The organism is Martelella mediterranea (genome assembly GCF_004342225.1).
Taxonomy (GTDB): domain Bacteria; phylum Pseudomonadota; class Alphaproteobacteria; order Rhizobiales; family Rhizobiaceae; genus Martelella; species Martelella mediterranea_B.
On the sequence record NZ_SMAR01000051.1, the window covers coordinates 1 to 17,417 of the forward strand.

Here is a 17,417-nt window from a genome sequence, read left to right on the forward strand (position 1 = left end):
AACGCGCTGCCCGCGATATCAGAGGCAGCATAAACAAGGCCGAAAACCACTTAAGAACGACCAGCAGCCTGTTCAAACAAACCGAGCCACTTCAGAATGACAAGACCACAATTTACGACGAAGTGTTGGCTCGGGTGGCGATAAGACCTAGAAGTCGCGTCGCTGTCACGTAAAAATAGACCGAGATGACTGAAGTGGCTAGGTTTGTCTGAGAATCTGGCGGCAACAAGGGACCAAGTTAAAGGCTCTCAAAGAAAGTTTTGAACGAGATTACGCTGGGTTTGCCTTGATAGACGCCTGCCGGAACGCCCTTGTGGGCTCTGCTCACAAATTGCTCAGGAACAACGATTTTTATGCCTGATGCTTCCATATCGCCCAGTGTCTGATCTGTGATGCTGCGATCGAGCGTGGCGAGATATAGCTGAGCGCCTACGCCTTCGTTCAGAATTTGTTGCCAGCGTTCGCGCAAAGTCGATTTTGCTGTAAGTACTATGGCAGAGGCTGGATCATCATTATATTTCATCAGTGAGGGAAGCAGAAAGTCTGGTTTTCGGTTTCCTATCTTAGGTTGGGCAATAAACGGGACCTTTGTATCGCCCAGTACTCTTTCGATATGGAGTTCGAATGCAGTTCCCATCCTAGAAGCGCGTGCTCCCCTCAGGCTTTTAAATAGCTCAAGGATCTCAGGGAAGGTCGATACGATCGCATGTATGGCATCTCTGGCATTTAGAATGCCTGGTCTGGATTTGTTGAGGAGCTGTACAAGCTCCGCAGTGCGGAGTCGTAGCTCCAGCTTTTGATATCCGGCATATTGCATGTCGCACAGCCGGAGAATGGTGTCGCCCGGTTTCTTCAGCTCGGAGAGTGCATTGAACGACTGCAGTCCTGTTTCCAGCAGGAATGCATTCTGGGTAGAAACTGCGAAACTTTTGCCGTTGGCGAGAGCGGCGTTTGAGACAAACTGCTCCAGTGTTCCATCGACCAGTGCCTTTAAAATTGCTTCCGCCAATTCTTCGTTCGGATTTTGTTGCGGCGGCTCGAGGATTCCGCAGACGAAGCCTGGTGGGAGCTCGAAAAGATCATAGGCTTCATCATAGTCAGGAGTGCCAGAAGGGATCCGCAGGCCAGTCCAGACGGCGTCAGCGGCTGATCGGTCATCTGGTTGTATCATTACCAGCAGTGATGATGGCCCCAGACCGGAAAACAGCTCTTTTGGAATGCCTGTGAAATGGCATTCGCTGCCCTTATTCGAATAGTGGACATAGTTCGAAGAATGAATTTCGGGAGCATCTTCCTGTGGCCAGAGTGTTGGAACCCTCGTATCGAAGATATGTTCGATGTCCTGACGCTGATACTGTTCGGGAAAGAAACCGCTTTCACGAATCTCTGTCGGAACATAGAAGCCGTTCTGTTTGCCTTTTCCTTTTTCCCCGGGGAGACGGTCTGCCCAGATATGATCATTCCGGGCGAGCACTTTTATGAATACAGGTTTACTGGTCTTGCGGAGCTGCTCGGTAAGTTCCTCGATGGCTGTCATTCCGGTGCCCCCCGAATCTCTGTATTGCTGTCATCAGAAGAAAGCCACACGTGTAAGGTGTCAATAACTTTGTCTGTTGGAAGCTTTTGCTTACCCTTAAGGGCGCACTCCCAAACAATTGCTGTTCTCCAGCCTAACGCCTGCAGAGCCCTGAGATTTCGGGCGTCTCGTTCTTTGTTACTACTGATCTTATGATGCCAGAAGTCCTCTCGTGTGGCTGGCCATCTGAAAAGGTTGCAATCATGGCCATGCCAGAAGCATCCGTTGATGAAGATGATCGCATGGTGTTTTGGAAGAACCAGATCCGGCCGGCCGGGCAGTGCGCGATCATAAAGGCGATAACGGAAACCGCGTGCGTGAAGACCTTTCCGGATGATCAGTTCCGGCTTTGTGTCTTTGCCGCGTACCGCAGCCATGTTGCGGCTGCGCGTTTTTCTGTCATGGACGTCAGCCAACTTCTGCCTGTGCCGGTGTATCTTCCTGCTTCGCAATGAGGCTGAGAATGTGTGGGCGCATAATTCGGGCGACTTCCGCAAAAACCGGTACTGCAACAGAGTTTCCGAACTGTTTATAGGCCTGCGTGTCTGAAACAGGGATCACGAAATCATCGCCATAGCCCATCAGTCTCGCGCATTCGCGCGGCGTCAGCCGTCGCGGGTTTTCGCCTTTGCCACGCTTAATCAGAATTTCGGATCCGTCCTTGTAATAACGTGCCGAAAGTGTGCGGGCGATATCATCCGGGCCTGAAAGCCCGAAGCCGAAACCGTTGCCTTTGGCTTTATGTTTTGCAGCATAATCCTGCAGGTACTGCCAGAGCTTATCAGTCAGAGTATATTTCTCGCTGACAGCAGCGAGAGGGCCTGTTGTGAAATGTGTCTCCGGTTCCTCAGATCCATCCTCCGGATGAAGGATGGCTTTCAACCGTTTGCCACCGTATGCGGGCAGTTGCAGGTTATCAAATGAGAAGGGCACTTTTTCCCGGAAACCGACCATCACGATACGTTCGCGGTGTTGAGGAACAAAGTGGCCGGCATCAATGATCCGGGTGTGAAGTGTATATCCGAGTTCTTCGGTCAGTTTTCGCTGAATGACGTCAAATGTCTTGCCTTTGTCGTGGCTCTTCAGGTTTTTCACGTTTTCGAGCAGAAAAGCTGCCGGGCGGTGATAGCTGAGAATCCTCAGAACATCGAAAAACAGCGTGCCCTGCGTTTCATCCAGAAAACCATGCAGGCGACCAAGCGCATTCTTTTTAGAAACGCCAGCGATTGAAAATGGCTGGCAGGGGAAACCTGCGACGAGAACATCATGAGGCAGTATCTCATCTGCCTGAACCTCTCGAATATCTCCCTCGATCGGACGGTTGTCCCGGAAATTCTCCTGATAGGTCTTCTGTGCGTATTTGTCCCATTCGGAAGTGAAAACGCAACGCCCGCCGACGCTCTCCATTGCGCGCCTCAATCCACCAATACCGGCGAACAGATCAATGAAGGTGAATGCGCCATCCGGCTGAGACCTGGCTCGCATTTTTGCCTCAGCGCGAAGCGCAGTCATAACGGCACTTCGTGGCTTCTCGTCGCCACGTTTCCACCGGTAAATATGACCTTCTGAGTATCCAAGCTTGATTGCCGCTTCTGATACTGTGTAGCCAGTCTGTCGCAACAGAGTTTCGAATTCAGTTTCCATGCGGCTCTCCGGTGACCGGGGAATCGGTCATGCACTGGGAATATTTTTGACATTATGTTGTAAATCGACACACAAGCAAGAACATGATGGAAACATTTATTGGATAATGCGCTTTATTTTCTGTGAAGCTTGTTGAAATCGTGAAGCGCCATGTCGTGCTGCCGGTCAATGTAGTCGGCAAGGTCGTTGATGTGGACGCCTTTACGGGATTTCTGCGAGGGTTCGACCTGCGTTACCGGAATTTCAAGGTCGCCTAGGGCGACTTTGCGAAGGAACTTCGCCGGTGTCAGATGTGAAAAATAGTCTTTGCAAATCTCCTCGACGGGAATAAGTGCCCGACCATCATACTGAGCCATAAGGAAGAAAATGGTTTTTGGGCGAGGAGAGGTGTTGTCCGGGATCATCGCTGCTTCCTCCAGTTTTCGAAATCGGTGACCATCGTGCGCCAGCGGGCGGCGGCTTGGCGGTCTTTGTTCAGGTCGGCGCGGCTGGCGATCATCAGCGCTTTGCGCACTGCATCCGTCACGCGTTCGTCTGTCAGCGGTCTTGCGATGCCATGGCGGGCTTCCATGAAAGCTTTGAATGCCGGTTCTGAACACTTCATCGCGCATTCAGCCGCGTAATCCTTCGCCGGTCTGCCGCCTTTTTCTTCAAGCTTGAGGCGCAATGCATTCAGGTCGGCGTTCTGGCGCTCCGTCAGCTGCTTGAGTGCATCCACCATGCGGATGAGCTGCGCGGGGATGTCTGCGTGCTTCAGGAGCAACTCCCGGTTCGCTGTCGGGCATGTGTGCGGCACGGATGCCATGACCTCGGCTTCAGCCGGTTCCATGCCGTCTGTTTCGAGGTGAAGGCCTGCCGTATCCGACGAAATTTCTTTGACCGGCGCGGCGCTGACGACAAGCGAACGTATCCGCTCCAGCCGTTCTCTGGCAGAAGTTTGCGGCCTGTTCATTCAAACGTTCACCGAGGCCGCGAGAGCGGCTTCATATTTCATCAATTGCTGCACCAGCGTGAAAATGAGTAGGGGTGCGCCGCACAGAATGGCGAACGAGCTTGCTCTTTTAAGGAACTTGCAGTCCGACACGGTCAGTGGGCGGGTTGGTCGAAAAATGAGATTATGATCGGTCATTTGTCCTCACAAACAGTTTCAAGCCACGACTGCTGGTGCGTTCGTTGAGGCGAGGCTTTTCATCTTGAGGACTATATGTGCATTACGCACACCAACAGGTCAAGTTATAATGTGCATATTGCACATAGTCGATGAGCACAAAGCCAAACAAGGTCTCGCGGTTCAACGAATCTTTGGGGAGCTGCTTAGACGGGTTTTATCCAGTCAATTGGTGCGGCCCAACGCACAAACTGGTTTGGGATATCGGCGATGTGAGGATTCAGGCTCTGAAGCGTCCAAGTGTTGGGCTCGCTTCCTTGTCTGAGGACTTTTACGAAAATGCGCCCGTCATCGAGTTCGGTGATGCACCTCTTGTTGATCATGGCGTCTGGTGGCATCTGACGGGAATAGTACAGCAGGGTACCATCTTCATAAGCGGGGAACATGGAATCGCCTGTAACCCGGACGGCTACCGTCTCAAGCGGCGCTCTGCTCGGTGCTTCAACAATTTCGACATCGCCATTATCAATCGCCTCCACCTCTGCCCCAGCTCCCACTTTTCCTTTCAGAGGGACGCCTCGCCTAGGGCTGCTGCCTTCTCCGGTGAGAAGCCAGCCAGGGCTGACACGAAATGCTGATGCGTATTTCTCGGCAGCGCGGGATATCCCTCGCGTCCCGTTTTCATGCTGTACATAGGTGTAATAGTTCCAGCCAAAGAACTTCGCTGCCGACTTTGCGTCGGAGAAGCCTCGAGCGATCCGGGCTTGCTCAAGCCGCTTCGCTTCATCTGGTCTGTCATCAAACACCATGATGTGCATATTGCACGGCATCGGTGTGCGTTTCGACTTGACTTTCTGGAGTGCGATATGCACACCATAACCTCATGAACAATCAAATTGACTTGAAAGAACTTAGAGCGGAGCGCGGCTGGAGCCGCTCTGACATGGCGTCCTACTTTGGTGTCGACGTGTCCACGATTTGTCGATGGGAAAATAGCGGAATTCCGTCACGTGGCATGACTCGAAAAGCACTCGAGCGGGAATGGGCAGTCAGCTTTTCGAATACGAGGGCGTGCCAAGAATGAAGCCTCTATTTTTCCGTTACAGTCAGCATTTGTCATCGGCTTGTTTGAACCCGTGCCTTTCCGGCCTTCGCTTTCTGGCGCACTTCGAATTCATAGCGTCGCATTCAGCCAGTCGCAGTGAATGCCTTCTCCAAAATCATTCCCATAGTGAGGTGCCTTAATGGCTCGTTTGCTTACACAAAAGGCCGTTGACGGCCTGCGTGAAACCTCTCGGCGCGCCGTCGTTCAGGGCGGCGGACCAGAGAAATTCCAGCATTCCACGCGGCTTAATCAAAGCCAGCTTTCTAAATGTTGGACCCATGTCCATGACCCCAGCCGGAAGTCCCAGCAAGTGATGGCAATCGATGTCGCTGTTGAAGCGGACATGGAGGCAGGCGCGCCGGTCATTCTTGGAGAAATGGCGCGGCTGGAAGGCTACCGGCTTGAGCGTGATGACTTTGAAGAATCGGGCAAAGGCGGCCTTGGCATTGCTGATATCGGTACGTTTCAGGCGGCTTTTCATGCCCTGTCGCAATCGATGATGGATGCGGCAGCCGATGGCAAAGTTGATGCGCGTGAAGCTGCCGACATTCTCGAACATTTTGCGAAGTTTCTTCGGGTCGCGCATGTCGTCGAGTGCAAGGCCCATGACTGCGACGATGGGGGCGAGGTGTGATGAAGCCGAACGACACAAAGCCCCAGACCGCTTCCAGCCGCTGCCGGATCATTTCCAGCTGCGGCTTTACCTTTTGCCTGACCTGTCACGGCAATGACTATGACGACCGCCCGTTTACCTGCGGTTCCAGTTTTCAGAATACTGATGAAAGGTTTCCGCGCCATGGCGTCACGAAAGCTTAAATCTGCGTCTCCGGTCGCAACGAAACAGGCCGAAAGCCCACGTGAAATGCAGCGTGAGGATCGGCGGATTGTCGCGGAGAAGATTGCGGATGTCTATGACGATCACGCCTATATCGCGCCGTGGACGGACGATCTGGTGGCGCGTGATCTTGGTGTGCCTTGCGCATGGGTCGCGGAGGTTCGCGATTTCATGTTCGGCCCGGCCAATGAAAACCCGGTGCTGGCGGAAAATGCCCGTCAGTTTTCAGCGTGGTCTGCCGACTATGAAAAGTTCCGCGCTGATCTTACCGCGCATACGGAACAGGGCAAACAGCTTCGAAACACTTCTCTGGATCTGCAACGCCGGGCCGATGATATCCGCGCGCAGCAGAACCGGATCGTGCGGGAGGGCAAGCTATGAGCGGTTTGCGGATTACCAGAGTTTGCTGCCCGCATTGTGCGGGGCAGGGCTACCTGAGCGCCGGTCGCCACCGCTGCCCGGTGTGCTGCGGCAATGAACGGATTTCGGCAGCGGATGCGCGGGCTTACGCCATCGCACAGCGCCGGATGTCCGATGCCAATGGCGCGGGCGAATTGTCATGGCCGAACAAACGGAAATGCGCGGCGATTGCAGAACGGATTTATGAGCTTTTGCAGGAGGTTCCGCCATGGCGGCGCCACCGGGAGGCAGAGGGATGAGCATTGGAATTATGAGTCGGATTTTCCGCACACCTTTCGGCACATCAAGTCGAAAGATGCTGGCGGTGCGGCTTGCGGACTTTGCCGACGATGAAGGCCGGGGCATCTGGCCCACGGTAGCGCGCCTTTCACGCGAGACGGACCTTTCCGAGCGGACGGTGCAAAGACTGCTTCGTGAATTCGTCAGTGAAGGTCTTCTTGTGGTCGTTCGGGAGAATACCGGGCGGCGCGGAGAGGGCACGCGATACGATTTCGACATGAAAGTTCTGCACGATCTGGGGGCGCAAAAAGGGGATTCTGACGGGTGTCACCATGTCGGGGGTGACACGGTGTCACCCGTTGGCACGGGTGACATTGACGACACCACGGGTGACGCTGAGTGCGTCCACGGGTGTCACCATGACACCCTAACCGTAATAGAACCACCAATAGAACCGTTAACAGAGAGAGATGCGCGCGAACGCGCTGATGAAATCCGATCTGAGGAAACCAGTTCGCAAACGCCGAATGAGCAGAAAAGCAAAAAGGCGATTGAGAAAGACCTGAAGCGGGTGCACCCGGACTGGCCGACCTATGTCGATGATTCCGATGCTGAGGTTCGCAAAGCTTGGTTTGCGCTGAGTGACGGTGAGCGGGAAGAGGCGGCAGAGCGGATGGGTGATTACGTCGCTGCGGTGAAATCCCTTGGTCGGCAGCGGTTTTGCCGCTTCAGCACCTATCTTTCTGAAAAACGCTGGCAGAAGTTGCCACCCCCGGTGAAGGCAGACAGCGGCCCGACACGCGCCCCGACCTTTGGCAAGGCATGGATGGCTGCGCGTCTCGCACTGCTTTCAGAACCTTCCGCGAGGCTATCGCCGCTCACCGCATTTCAGGAACGTCTGATCGCATCAGGCCAGCAGAGCCGGGATGATCTGATCCGGGAGAAGCAACAGAAGCAGGGCTGGCCCAAGGTGAACATGATGCATGAGCAAGCCGAACGCGATCCCCGCAAGGGCGATGTTGTTTCGCCGGAAATCGCGAGCCTTGGCGGACGGTTCGAGGCGGTGCGTGTCGGCAGCGACGAATGGGAATCTTGGAAGCACGAACACGCTGAACGCGGCTGGCCGTGGCTGCCTGACACCGGTCGGCATGAGTGGGTCTATTTCCCGCGCCTTGATGGTGGCAAGCCTTCTGACGCCTTGTCGGCATTCTTCGAAAAGCTTGAGCACATGCAGGGCAGGGAGGCAGCTGAATGACGACTTATGGTGAGATTGCAGCAAACGCCTTTGAGGCCGTTCCGGAGAAGTTCGAAGACCGGATGCGGCGCATTCGCAGGCAGTATCGTTCCCGCCTCAAACAGCCGGTTGCTGCTGATGCGCCGTGGTTCGTGCTCTGCGTGAGAACTGGCTGTGAAAAATGCGTTGAAGCCGCTTTGAGTGAGGCTGGTGTCGACGTGTTTGTGCCGATGCGCAAGGGTAAGGCACGTAAGCGGCGCGGGCGATGGCTGCCGCCAAAAGATGAGGTTTTGATGGTTGGATATGTGCTGATCCGGTGCGTTTGCTCTAACGAAACGATGAACGCGCTGATGAGCTTTGAGCATGTTGCGGGCATCCTGGGGGACTGGGAAAAGCCATTTGCGGTCAATTCTGAAAAAGTTAGTAAGATCAGGTGTAAGGCCGGTTCTGGTGATTTCAATTATGAGCGACCTGTTGATATCTCGGTGAAGGCTGGTGAGATTGTCAGGATTGCGTGCGGGATATTCTCGGGCCTTACAGGTGAGGTTGTGACGTCCAATGGCACGGGCAAGGGTGATGTGGTGGTTGAGGTGGAAATGTTCGGTCAGAAAACACCTGCAATTTTACCTCTTGCAATGATCGAAAAATTGTGAATGCTTTGGAGCAGGACGCTTCGGTTCTTAGTGGAGCTTGCTCTCACGCCCGAAACCCTGCCCTTACGATAGCCGATCGGCAATGCGACTAAGGGTCAGTGCGTAAGCTATGTCTTTATTCCCTGAATTGCTTTAATTTGATTTGGCAACGTTCTGACGGGTGCGCCGTTGAATTTGTTGTGCTGAGAAGCGGATCGCGTATGCGGTCCGCTTTTTTCGTATGAGGGCAGAGAGGTTTTTCTGTTCATGATTTCCACACACATCGACATTGATCTGACGCGCTTTGAAGCAAAGCTGACATCTGCCCAGCGCCGTGAGCTGCCAAAGGCGGAGATGCTGGCGCTGAACTGGCTGGCCTATGACGGGATGAAGGCTGTCCGGTCAAAGATGAAGGTCGTGTTTGATCGGCCAACGCCTTACGCGATGCGCGGGATCATCTATGACAAGGCCAGTCTTGCTGACCGGACGGCATCTGTTGTTGCCACCGGGGACCGGACTAAGGGCGGGCTTCCGGCCACGGCCTTTCTTGGCCCGGAAATCCATGGCGGGATGCGTCGGCACAAGGCCTTCGAGGAGCAGCTGATCGGACGCGGAATGATGGCGCGCAATGAGGTGGCTGTGCCAGCGCGGATGGCGCCGCTTGATCGCTACGGCAACATGACGAAGGGCTTTTTGAACCGTGTGATGCGGGATCTGCGGATTGATTATCGCGGGACAGGTGCAACGCGGGTGCCTAAGAACAGTTCGCGGCGCAAACGCAAGGCCAAACCCAACCAGTATTTTGTGCCGCAGGGCAGGCCGGATCTGATCAAGGGGATATGGTTTTCCGGACGCGGTGAGGGCGGCAGAGAATTCTATCCGGTGATCCTGTTTGTGAAGGCGACGTCCTATCGTGAGCGGCTGAAGCTGCAGAAGATTGTGACTGAGCTTGTGCGCAGCAAGAAAGACCGGACGTTTAAGCGGGCATTCCGGAAGGTTTTTGACTGAGGGATATCAGGTAGAGCCTGCGTTTATTGGCGAACAGGCTGTCTCCGCTTTGAGCTAAAGTGAAAGCAGTCCATCGAATAGGGCATTGGACCATGTCTGCCGAGTTTTTATTAGCTCAATATAGGCCTCGTTTTCCCATTCGCTTAAGTTATCGCAAATCTCTTCAACGGACAGGATTTCATGGAAACCTTTTTCCTCGGCAATCGCGCTCGTCGCAGAGCGGTCAACAGCACCCCAAACTAAAATTGCTCCATGCGCCTCAATTGGCTTTCGTTTTAAACTAACATGTATGTCTTCAGGTTTTTTTGCCGATTTTAGAAATATATCAAAGGCTGGCTTTTTGTGATGGTCTATTTGACTGGATTCTTTGAGGACAAAATATCTAAAATTCTGATATTCTATTTCGCACTTCATTTCTGCTACATATATTTTTTTGCTCAGTTTGTTTTGTAGTGTGAAATCTAGTGTGTATCCTCGATCTCCGGGGTGCTCCCTTAATGTTGGCCTTCCTAAATCTATATAAGTGGAACGGGGGTCTTCTGCCCATATGGAAATGATTTTCTCAGAAAATATTCCGAAAAGGCGAGAAGCGTATTTTGCGAATTCATCTCTATTTTCCTTTTCTTCGATGAAGATATCTCTGAATCTGTCTACCAATTTGTTGCCCAAAATCTAGTCGTTCGATGCTCTGATTCGTAAAGTAGCATTTGGGAACTTTGCCGGAAATGATGAAATACGAAACCTTGGGAGAGGTTGATCGCCATCGAGGGATGCCATCCACGATGGTGTATCTGGTATCACGCTGGTGCCAACATGATTTCTATTGCGCTCTCAATCAGATTCTTTCCGAAAGCTTGATCAATCGAACTTGATGCCGCGACGGGTCCTTCCTGGGGCCCTTTGCCATGCGGGTATTTGGCACCGCGCGGTATCGTCAGTCTGAGCCGGATTTTGAAGCCTAAAGTTCAAGCCTAAATTAAAGTTGGAAGTAGTTTAGCGACGATGGAAGCGATGCAGAACAGCGTGACCAAGGGTGAGTTTGCAGCGATGATTGCTGTGTCACCCGGGCGGGTGTCGCAATATCTGAGCAGTGGTCAGATTTATGGTGATGCAATTGAGGGCGACGGTCGGCGCGCGCGGATCCGGCCTGACAAAGCAATTTCCCAGCTTGGGCTTTCCATTGATCCGGCGCAGGGTTTTGGCGCCAATGGCAAGGCCATCCTCACCGGTGCGCCTGCGAAAGCACCGCAAATTGCTGAGACCGCATCGCCGCGCGTGCCCGCAACGGAACTGCCACTGAAACCCTCTGGAACGCAGGACGAAATGGCCGAACAGCTGGCGCGTGAACGGCTTCGCCAGCAACAGATCAAAACCGGCCAGATGGAACGCCAGGAGCTGGAAGAGGCCGGGATCTATACACGCAGCGAAGATGCCCGGCGCGATATGGGACGCGGTATCTCGGAAGCGTTCAAGGTGATGGAGCAGGGGATCCCTGATCTTGCGACAGCACTGGCTGAAGAGTTTGGTTTGCCGCAGCGGGATCTGCAAAAGGCACTGGCGCGCCGCTGGCGCGGTATCCGATCAAAGGCGGCTTCCGGTTTCAGGGATATCCGGGATGAAACACCGGAAATGGTTGAAGACGAAGAGGCGTATGAAACAACATGACGATGCTCTTCAATCCCGAACGGCTGATGTATGAGGCGCTGGCCGATGCCTGCGAACCGCCGCCGCCGGTCGATTATCTGGCCTGGGCGAAAGACAATATCGTTTTCTCCGAACGTATCTCTGCATTTCCGGGGCCATACCGTGAGGACATGTTTCCGTTCTTCTCGGAGATCCTGCGGGCGCTGTCACCGGATGATCCGTGCTCGATCATATCGCTTGCCAAATCGGCGCAGGTGGGCGGAACCGTTCTGGCGAATATCTTTCTGCTGGGGACGCTGGACCTCGACCCGTGCGATTTTCTCTATGTCCATCCGACAGAAGAGAATGCGTCGCGCTGGTCGAAGACAAAGCTGATGCCGTTGTTGCGGGAAACCACGTCTGTCCGTGCACTCTTTCCCGAAGCCGGGCGTGATGGCGGCAACTCGATCCTTTACAAAGAACGGGTTGATGGTCGTGGCGCCATTCAGGCCGCCGGAGCCAATTCTCCGGCCGGGCTTTCGATGATCTCGCCACGGGCACAGGTACAGGACGATCTGGCCAAATGGAACAAGAATGATGCCGGTGACCCGGAGGCACAGGCAGACAGCCGGTCGAAGGCATTCTTCAACCGCAAGGTTTTTAAGATATCGACCCCGCTGATTGCGCCGGGCTGCCGGATTACGGCCAACTATCTGGCCGGGACGCAGGAGCGCTATCATGTGCCGTGTCCGCATTGCGGTGAGCTTCAGGTGCTGGAATGGGAAAACATGCGCGATCATATTGATCCGCAACACCCGGAGAAGGCGCACTTCTGCTGTGTTCATTGCGGCTGCGAGATCCATGAACATCACCGTGCATGGATGGTCGATCCGGCCAATGGTGCAAAGTGGATTGCCAGATATCCGGAGCGGGCGCGCTATCATCGCTCGTTTCATATCTGGGTGCCGTATTCGCCGCTTGAAAGCTGGGAGTCGATTGCGCGGGCATGGCTGACCGTTCAGGCCGGTGGTGCTGACGATAAGGAAAAGGGTGCCGGTGCTGAGCAGGTGTTCTTCAACGATACGCTGGGTCTGGCCTTTGAAGCGGACAATAAAGCGATTGACTGGGAAGACCTGCGCGACCGGGCTGAAGAAACCGGCTTCAAGCGCGGTGTTGTACCGGGAGACATGCTGGCTCTGACGATTGGCATTGATGTTCAGGGCGACCGTGTTGAATGGCTTTTGCGCGGCTGGGGCCGCAACAAGATGAGCGCGGTGATTGATTACGGTGTGATCGACAGCCGGTCGGGCAGTCATCTTCCCGGCTATCGTGAGCATTCAGGCCATATCGGCGAGGCGGCGGTGATGGCCGCGCTTGACCGTCTGATCGAAAAACAATGGCCGGATGAGAACGGCAAACTGCGAAGCGTTGACCGGATCGGGATCGATGGCAACGCTTATACCGAGGATGTCTGGTTCTGGGCGCGGCGTCATCCGCGTTCGAAAGTGATCATGGTTCGCGGCGATAACCGTGATGCAGCGCCGATGCTCAGCCATGTGAGCGAGTATGACAAGCGCGGCAGACGAAAAAAACAGAAGTGGTCGAGCCGGTTTTATAACTTCAATGCTTCAGTGATGAAGATGGGGCTTTACCGGGACTTTCGCAAAGATGATCCCGACCAGCCGGGCTTCATTCGCTTTGCCTGTGGCCTTGGCGATGATTTTTTCCAGCAGGCGACTTCGGAAGTGCGCATTCAGGAAAAGGATCGCAACGGTTATCCGCGCTGGCGGTGGAAGCTGCCAGACGGACAGCGCAATGAGGTGCTGGATATGCTGAACCAATCGCGGGCTGCAGCTATCCGGCTTGGCGTTCCTTACTGGAGCGATGATGAATGGGATGCCCGGGCGGAAGCGCTTTCAAAGAAAGAGCCGGAAGCACAGGGCGATCTTGAGGATCTGATCGGCAGTCTTGCAACAGCGGTTAATGCGGTCAGTCAGGCGGGAAAACCAGAACCGGATACCAGGCCGTCAGACCGTGTGGTGGCTGCCATGCGCCGGGCAGAACGCGCCCACCAGCGAAACCAGCAGGACTGAAAATGGCACCTTTGACAGACGAACGGCTGACGCTGGAAACCCGGCTCGGCGAGGCGAAGCTTGCGCTTCACAAACTAGAGATCGGTCAGAGCGCTGTGACGCTTTCCTATGATGGCGAGAGCATCACCTATAGCGGGGCGGACCGGGCATCACTCAGGGCTTATATCCGTGGCCTTGAAACACAGCTCGGGCTTCGCGGGTCGGCACGTCCACGCGGGCGGGGAGTAATCTTCGGATGACAGTGGAAATTTATGGACCGGACAGTCAGCCGCTTCCCTCAGGGTTGCGTCAGGCCGCCCGGATGCAGGCTGCACGCAATCGGCAAATGGCAGCAACAGTCTCAGGTGAGACGGTGACCCGGGCCGCCTATCAGGGGGCATCCTATGATCACCCAAGTTTTGCCGGATGGCGTGCGGGTAATTATTCCGGCCAGTCAGCGCTTTCGCAATCGCGTTCGACGCTGGTTGACCGGCTGAACGATGTCGCGCGCAATGACGGCTGGGGTGCGGCAGGCACATCGCGCCTTGTCGATAACATCATCGGTGCAGGCTGGAAGCTTGCAGCGCGACCGAACCATACATCGCTGAACCTCACCTTCGATCAGGCCGAAGAGGTGGCATCACAGATTGAGGGGCTTTGGCGGGATTATACGCAGGACGTCGACATGTGGTGCGATGCCGAGCGCACCAAGAACATGGCCGGGATCCTCGGCCTTGCGGCCAGAACCCGGTTCGGGCCTGAGGGTGAAAGCTTTGGCGTGATCGTCTGGCAGGACGATGCCCCGCTGTTCCAGACGGCAGTGCATATGATTGACCCGGCCCGCTGTTCCAACCCGAAGGGTACGCTTGATAGCGAATATCTGCGTGATGGTGTTGCCATTGATGGTTATGGCGCTCCTGTCGGCTATCACTTCCGCAAAAGTCATCCCGGTGATGTCTATGCGGGCAATACGCAGCTCTGGTCATGGGAATATGTCAGCCGGGCTACCGAATGGGGCCGACCGATTGTTGTTCATGCCTTTGATCCGAAACGTCCGGGCATGACACGCGGTGCGTCTGACTGGGCGCCGATCATGCGCTCGATCAAGCAGTCCACGGATTATGAGGATTTTGAAAGTCAGGCGGCGATGCTGAATGCGATCATGGCCGCGTTTATCGAGACGCCGTTCGATCCGGAAGAAATGATGAATGCGCTTGATGCCGATGGTGGTGAAGGCACGATCGGGAAGATCTATGGCGAGATCTCCGAGGCGCAGAAAGCCTATTACGGGGCTGCGCCGATCAATCTTCCCGGTGTCCGGGTCAATACGCTTCTTCCCGGTGAAAAGGCAGAACTGACCAAGCCGGAACATCCGAATGCAAATTTTGAGGTGTTTGTGAATGCGGCACTTCGCAAGGTCGCCTCTGCCGTGGGACTGACCTACGAGCAGCTGACCATGGACTGGAGCCAGGTGAACTATTCGTCCGCCCGTGCAGCGCTACTGGAGATCTGGCGGGGCTTTACGGCGAAGAAAAGCAGCTTTGCAGCTCAGTTCATGGCGCCGATCTACCGGGCATGGCTGGAAGAAATCTTCGACAAGGGTCTGATTGAACTGCCTGAAGGGGCTGTCTCGTTCGAGGAAAACCCGGCTGCATGGTGTCATGCGGACTGGATCGGGCCGGGACGCGGCTGGATTGACCCGCTGAAAGAGGCGCAGGCTGCCGGTGAACGGCTCGACCGGCGTCTGACAACGCTGCAACAGGAATCGGCTGAACAGGGCCGGGACTGGAAGATGGACGCGGATCAACTGGCGCGGGAAGCGCGCTACTATGAGCGCCTTGGCCTGAAACATCCCTCAACGTTTGAAGGTTCGCGACCGGCTCGCAAGGGCGGACAACAAAACAGTGAAGCGGATCCGGACACAGAGACTGAGGAACGTGTGAACGGGCGTTCGGAGAAGTCAGCGCACGCATCGCGGCATCCACTTGGCATTCCGCAGACAGGAAGGCAGAAACGATGAACTATCCCGAAATCGCCAGCCGCATGTTCAACACGCCGCTGATGCTGCAGCCCGCCAAGGCCGACACGATTGCCCGCTCTTTTGCCCCGCGTGTCCTCGGGCTTCCCGATGGTGACGGTGCTGAGATGGGGCTGGTCGGCGAAAAGCTCCGGCATGCGACGGACATGTGGGGTGAGAAGGTCTATCGCGGTGTTGACCGCCCGATGGATGGCATCGGCCTCATCGAGATCGAAGGATCTCTGGTCAACAAGGGCCGATGGATCGGTCAATCCTGCGGCATGACCTCTTATGAAGCCATCGGCATTCAGGCCGATGACTGCCGGGCTGATGACAGCATCAAGGGTGTTGTCATCGAAGTGGACAGTTTTGGCGGTGAAGTCACCGGTGCGTTTGATTGTGCGGAAAAGATCTTTGAGCTCTCGCAGGTGAAGCCAACGATTGCGGTTTTGACGGATAATGCCTGTTCTGCCGGATATCTTCTGGCTTCTGCGGCCCGGCAGATCGTTCTGCCTTCGACCGGTCTTTGCGGGTCAATCGGCGTTGTCTCTGTTCATGTCGATGTCAGTGGCTGGCTTAAGAAGGAAGGGCTGAATGTCACGATCCTGAAAGCCGGAGAACACAAGGCGGATCTGAACCCTTATGAGGCCATCCCGCAGGATGTGCTGACGCGTGAGCTGGCAGAGCTTGAAGAGCTGCGGGTGGAATTTGCGGAAACCGTTGCCCGGTTCCGTGCCGGGCGGCTTTCAAAAGACGCGGCACTGGCGACTGAGGCCGGTGTTTATCGTGGCGTAAAAGCGGTTGAGGCAGGTCTTGCCGATGCCGTTGTCCGTCCCTCGCAGGTGCTGGCCGCCTTCGGGGCTGAACTTGGCCGGGCGGCCTGATCTTTAAAACTTCAAAACAAGGAAAGCGACTATGTCGAATGTCACGCGCGGTCTGACCGCCAGCGTGCTCGCAGCCATGCGCGGCGGGCGGGCCAATACACATATGGAAGACGATCCGGAAAAGGACAATCCGGAAGAAGAGCTGGAAACCGAAACCACCGATCCGGATGCTGAAGGCGAAGAAACTGACCCCGACGCTGAAGGCGAGGGGGCACCAGGCGATGAAACTGAAGATGAGGACAAGCAGGATACTTCGGCCAGCCGGTCGGCCCGGGCGGATGAGCGTTCCCGCATTCAGGCGATCCTGACACATCCCAAAGCCGGGGCCAATGCGGAACTGGCATCGCATCTGGCGTTTAAGACCGCCTATTCGGCCAAAGAAGCGATGGCGATCCTTGATGCGTCTTCCCCATCTGCTTCGGCTTCGACCGGGGGCAATCGTCTTGCCGGACGTATGGCGGGCAAGACCCCGAAACTTGGCGCCGGTGGCGCGCCTTCCGCTCAATCCGAAAAGCAGTCTCTGCTGGCAGCCGTCGGCGGTGTCATCAATGCGCGGCATGGCCGCCCTTCCAACGGAGAATAATCTTATGGCGACAGCACGTTTTGCCCCCAATGACCTGATTGTCAGTGACGTTCAGGTCGTCACCCGCACAGTTACGATTGCCAGTGGTCAGACGCTCGATCGTGGCGCTGTGCTTGGCGAGATTGCCGCTGACGGAAAGCACACACTGTCACTGGCTGCCTCTGAGGATGGCTCGGAAGTCCCTGATTGTGTGCTTGCCTTCGATGTTGAAGCGACCGGGGCTGATGTTGAGGCACAGGCCTATTTTGGTGGTGCCTTCGATGCAGAAAAGCTCAGCTTCGGTGCGGGCCATGATGCGACAAGCGTTGAACAGGCCTTCCGTCATGCCGGTGCAGCCCTGTTCGCGCGCCACCTCGACTAAGTATAGCGCGACAATCTGTCTGAGACGCCGGCGACAATCTGTCTGAGATTCTATGTCGCGTCATTTGTGATGTTATCATCCTGATTGCCGCTGGCA

General features: G+C 55.3%; 22 protein-coding genes. 14 read left to right on the forward strand and 8 right to left on the reverse strand.

The features are described 5' to 3' along the window. Nucleotides 1-238: 238 nt before the first annotated feature. From EDC90_RS18945 to EDC90_RS21115, 7 genes are all read right to left on the reverse strand, one after another. Entirely contained in the window at nt 239-1,537 is a 1,299-nt protein-coding gene (locus EDC90_RS18945; RefSeq protein WP_132314102.1) for a type II restriction endonuclease, read from the reverse strand. Continuing rightward, nucleotides 1,534-1,953 carry a very short patch repair endonuclease gene (locus EDC90_RS18950; protein WP_245511135.1) on the reverse strand — a complete coding sequence of 140 codons (420 nt, stop codon included), beginning with the start codon at nt 1,951-1,953 and terminating at the stop codon, nt 1,534-1,536. Before EDC90_RS18950 ends, EDC90_RS18945 begins: the two co-directional genes overlap by 4 nt. A gap of 31 nt (nt 1,954-1,984) precedes the next feature. Continuing rightward, complete coding sequence (dcm, locus tag EDC90_RS18955; RefSeq protein ID WP_132314104.1) at nt 1,985-3,220, reverse strand: DNA (cytosine-5-)-methyltransferase; 1,236 nt, start codon at nt 3,218-3,220, stop codon at nt 1,985-1,987. Between the two features lie 113 nt (nt 3,221-3,333). Next, nucleotides 3,334-3,624 carry a pyocin activator PrtN family protein gene (locus EDC90_RS18960; RefSeq protein ID WP_132314105.1) on the reverse strand — a complete coding sequence of 97 codons (291 nt, stop codon included), beginning with the start codon at nt 3,622-3,624 and terminating at the stop codon, nt 3,334-3,336. Continuing rightward, complete coding sequence (locus EDC90_RS18965; protein WP_132314106.1) at nt 3,621-4,172, reverse strand: hypothetical protein; 552 nt, start codon at nt 4,170-4,172, stop codon at nt 3,621-3,623. Before EDC90_RS18965 ends, EDC90_RS18960 begins: the two co-directional genes overlap by 4 nt. Next, a complete protein-coding gene (locus EDC90_RS20975) occupies nt 4,173-4,349 on the reverse strand; it encodes a hypothetical protein (RefSeq protein WP_165972903.1) in 177 nt (58 codons plus the stop codon). It abuts the gene before it with no gap. Between the two features lie 185 nt (nt 4,350-4,534). Then, nucleotides 4,535-5,137: an XRE family transcriptional regulator gene (locus tag EDC90_RS21115; protein WP_207903964.1), complete on the reverse strand. Its 603-nt coding sequence runs from the start codon at nt 5,135-5,137 to the stop codon at nt 4,535-4,537. A 74-nt stretch (nt 5,138-5,211) separates the two neighbouring features. Here EDC90_RS21115 and EDC90_RS21590 point away from each other — a divergent pair, with 74 nt between their 5' ends. The 7 genes from EDC90_RS21590 (at nt 5,212) to EDC90_RS19005 (ending at nt 9,781) form a co-directional block, all read left to right on the forward strand. Continuing rightward, nucleotides 5,212-5,412 (forward strand): helix-turn-helix domain-containing protein, encoded by a 201-nt coding sequence (locus tag EDC90_RS21590; protein WP_132314107.1) that lies wholly within the window; start codon nt 5,212-5,214, stop codon nt 5,410-5,412. Nucleotides 5,413-5,572: 160 nt separating this feature from the next. Beyond that, nucleotides 5,573-6,067, forward strand: a complete 495-nt coding sequence (locus EDC90_RS18980; protein WP_132314108.1) for a hypothetical protein — start codon at nt 5,573-5,575, stop codon at nt 6,065-6,067. 144 nt (nt 6,068-6,211) lie between these two features. Then, nucleotides 6,212-6,649, forward strand: a complete 438-nt coding sequence (locus tag EDC90_RS18985; RefSeq protein ID WP_132314109.1) for a hypothetical protein — start codon at nt 6,212-6,214, stop codon at nt 6,647-6,649. Beyond that, nucleotides 6,646-6,927, forward strand: a complete 282-nt coding sequence (locus tag EDC90_RS18990; RefSeq protein ID WP_132314110.1) for a hypothetical protein — start codon at nt 6,646-6,648, stop codon at nt 6,925-6,927. Before EDC90_RS18985 ends, EDC90_RS18990 begins: the two co-directional genes overlap by 4 nt. Then, nucleotides 6,924-8,162 carry a helix-turn-helix domain-containing protein gene (locus EDC90_RS18995; protein ID WP_132314111.1) on the forward strand — a complete coding sequence of 413 codons (1,239 nt, stop codon included), beginning with the start codon at nt 6,924-6,926 and terminating at the stop codon, nt 8,160-8,162. Before EDC90_RS18990 ends, EDC90_RS18995 begins: the two co-directional genes overlap by 4 nt. After that, a complete protein-coding gene (gene nusG / locus EDC90_RS19000; protein ID WP_132314112.1) occupies nt 8,159-8,794 on the forward strand; it encodes a transcription termination/antitermination protein NusG in 636 nt (211 codons plus the stop codon). Before EDC90_RS18995 ends, nusG begins: the two co-directional genes overlap by 4 nt. Before the next feature lie 246 nt (nt 8,795-9,040). Further along, nucleotides 9,041-9,781 carry a hypothetical protein gene (locus EDC90_RS19005; RefSeq protein WP_132314113.1) on the forward strand — a complete coding sequence of 247 codons (741 nt, stop codon included), beginning with the start codon at nt 9,041-9,043 and terminating at the stop codon, nt 9,779-9,781. 54 nt (nt 9,782-9,835) lie between these two features. Here the strand turns inward: EDC90_RS19005 and EDC90_RS19010 are convergent, their stop codons facing one another. Continuing rightward, nucleotides 9,836-10,438 carry a hypothetical protein gene (locus EDC90_RS19010; protein WP_132314114.1) on the reverse strand — a complete coding sequence of 201 codons (603 nt, stop codon included), beginning with the start codon at nt 10,436-10,438 and terminating at the stop codon, nt 9,836-9,838. Nucleotides 10,439-10,792: 354 nt separating this feature from the next. Between EDC90_RS19010 and EDC90_RS19015 the strand changes: the two genes are divergently transcribed. From EDC90_RS19015 to EDC90_RS19045, 7 genes are read left to right on the forward strand one after another with little or no spacing between them, the layout of a single operon-like run. Then, complete coding sequence (locus EDC90_RS19015; protein ID WP_245511136.1) at nt 10,793-11,446, forward strand: hypothetical protein; 654 nt, start codon at nt 10,793-10,795, stop codon at nt 11,444-11,446. Further along, nucleotides 11,443-13,497 carry a phage terminase large subunit family protein gene (locus EDC90_RS19020; RefSeq protein WP_132314116.1) on the forward strand — a complete coding sequence of 685 codons (2,055 nt, stop codon included), beginning with the start codon at nt 11,443-11,445 and terminating at the stop codon, nt 13,495-13,497. The genes EDC90_RS19015 and EDC90_RS19020 overlap by 4 nt, the downstream gene beginning before the upstream one ends. A 2-nt stretch (nt 13,498-13,499) precedes the next feature. Further along, nucleotides 13,500-13,736: a gpW family head-tail joining protein gene (gpW, locus tag EDC90_RS19025; RefSeq protein ID WP_132314117.1), complete on the forward strand. Its 237-nt coding sequence runs from the start codon at nt 13,500-13,502 to the stop codon at nt 13,734-13,736. Further along, on the forward strand, nt 13,733-15,496 hold the full coding sequence (locus tag EDC90_RS19030; RefSeq protein WP_132314118.1) for a phage portal protein: 1,764 nt from the start codon (nt 13,733-13,735) through the stop codon (nt 15,494-15,496). Before gpW ends, EDC90_RS19030 begins: the two co-directional genes overlap by 4 nt. Next, nucleotides 15,493-16,377, forward strand: coding sequence for a S49 family peptidase (locus tag EDC90_RS19035; RefSeq protein ID WP_245511137.1), 885 nt, complete (start codon nt 15,493-15,495; stop codon nt 16,375-16,377). The genes EDC90_RS19030 and EDC90_RS19035 overlap by 4 nt, the downstream gene beginning before the upstream one ends. A 31-nt stretch (nt 16,378-16,408) precedes the next feature. After that, a complete protein-coding gene (locus tag EDC90_RS19040; protein ID WP_132314119.1) occupies nt 16,409-16,960 on the forward strand; it encodes a hypothetical protein in 552 nt (183 codons plus the stop codon). A 4-nt stretch (nt 16,961-16,964) separates the two neighbouring features. Then, entirely contained in the window at nt 16,965-17,321 is a 357-nt protein-coding gene (locus tag EDC90_RS19045) for a head decoration protein (RefSeq protein WP_132314120.1), read from the forward strand. The last annotated feature ends 96 nt before the right edge of the window (nt 17,322-17,417 follow it).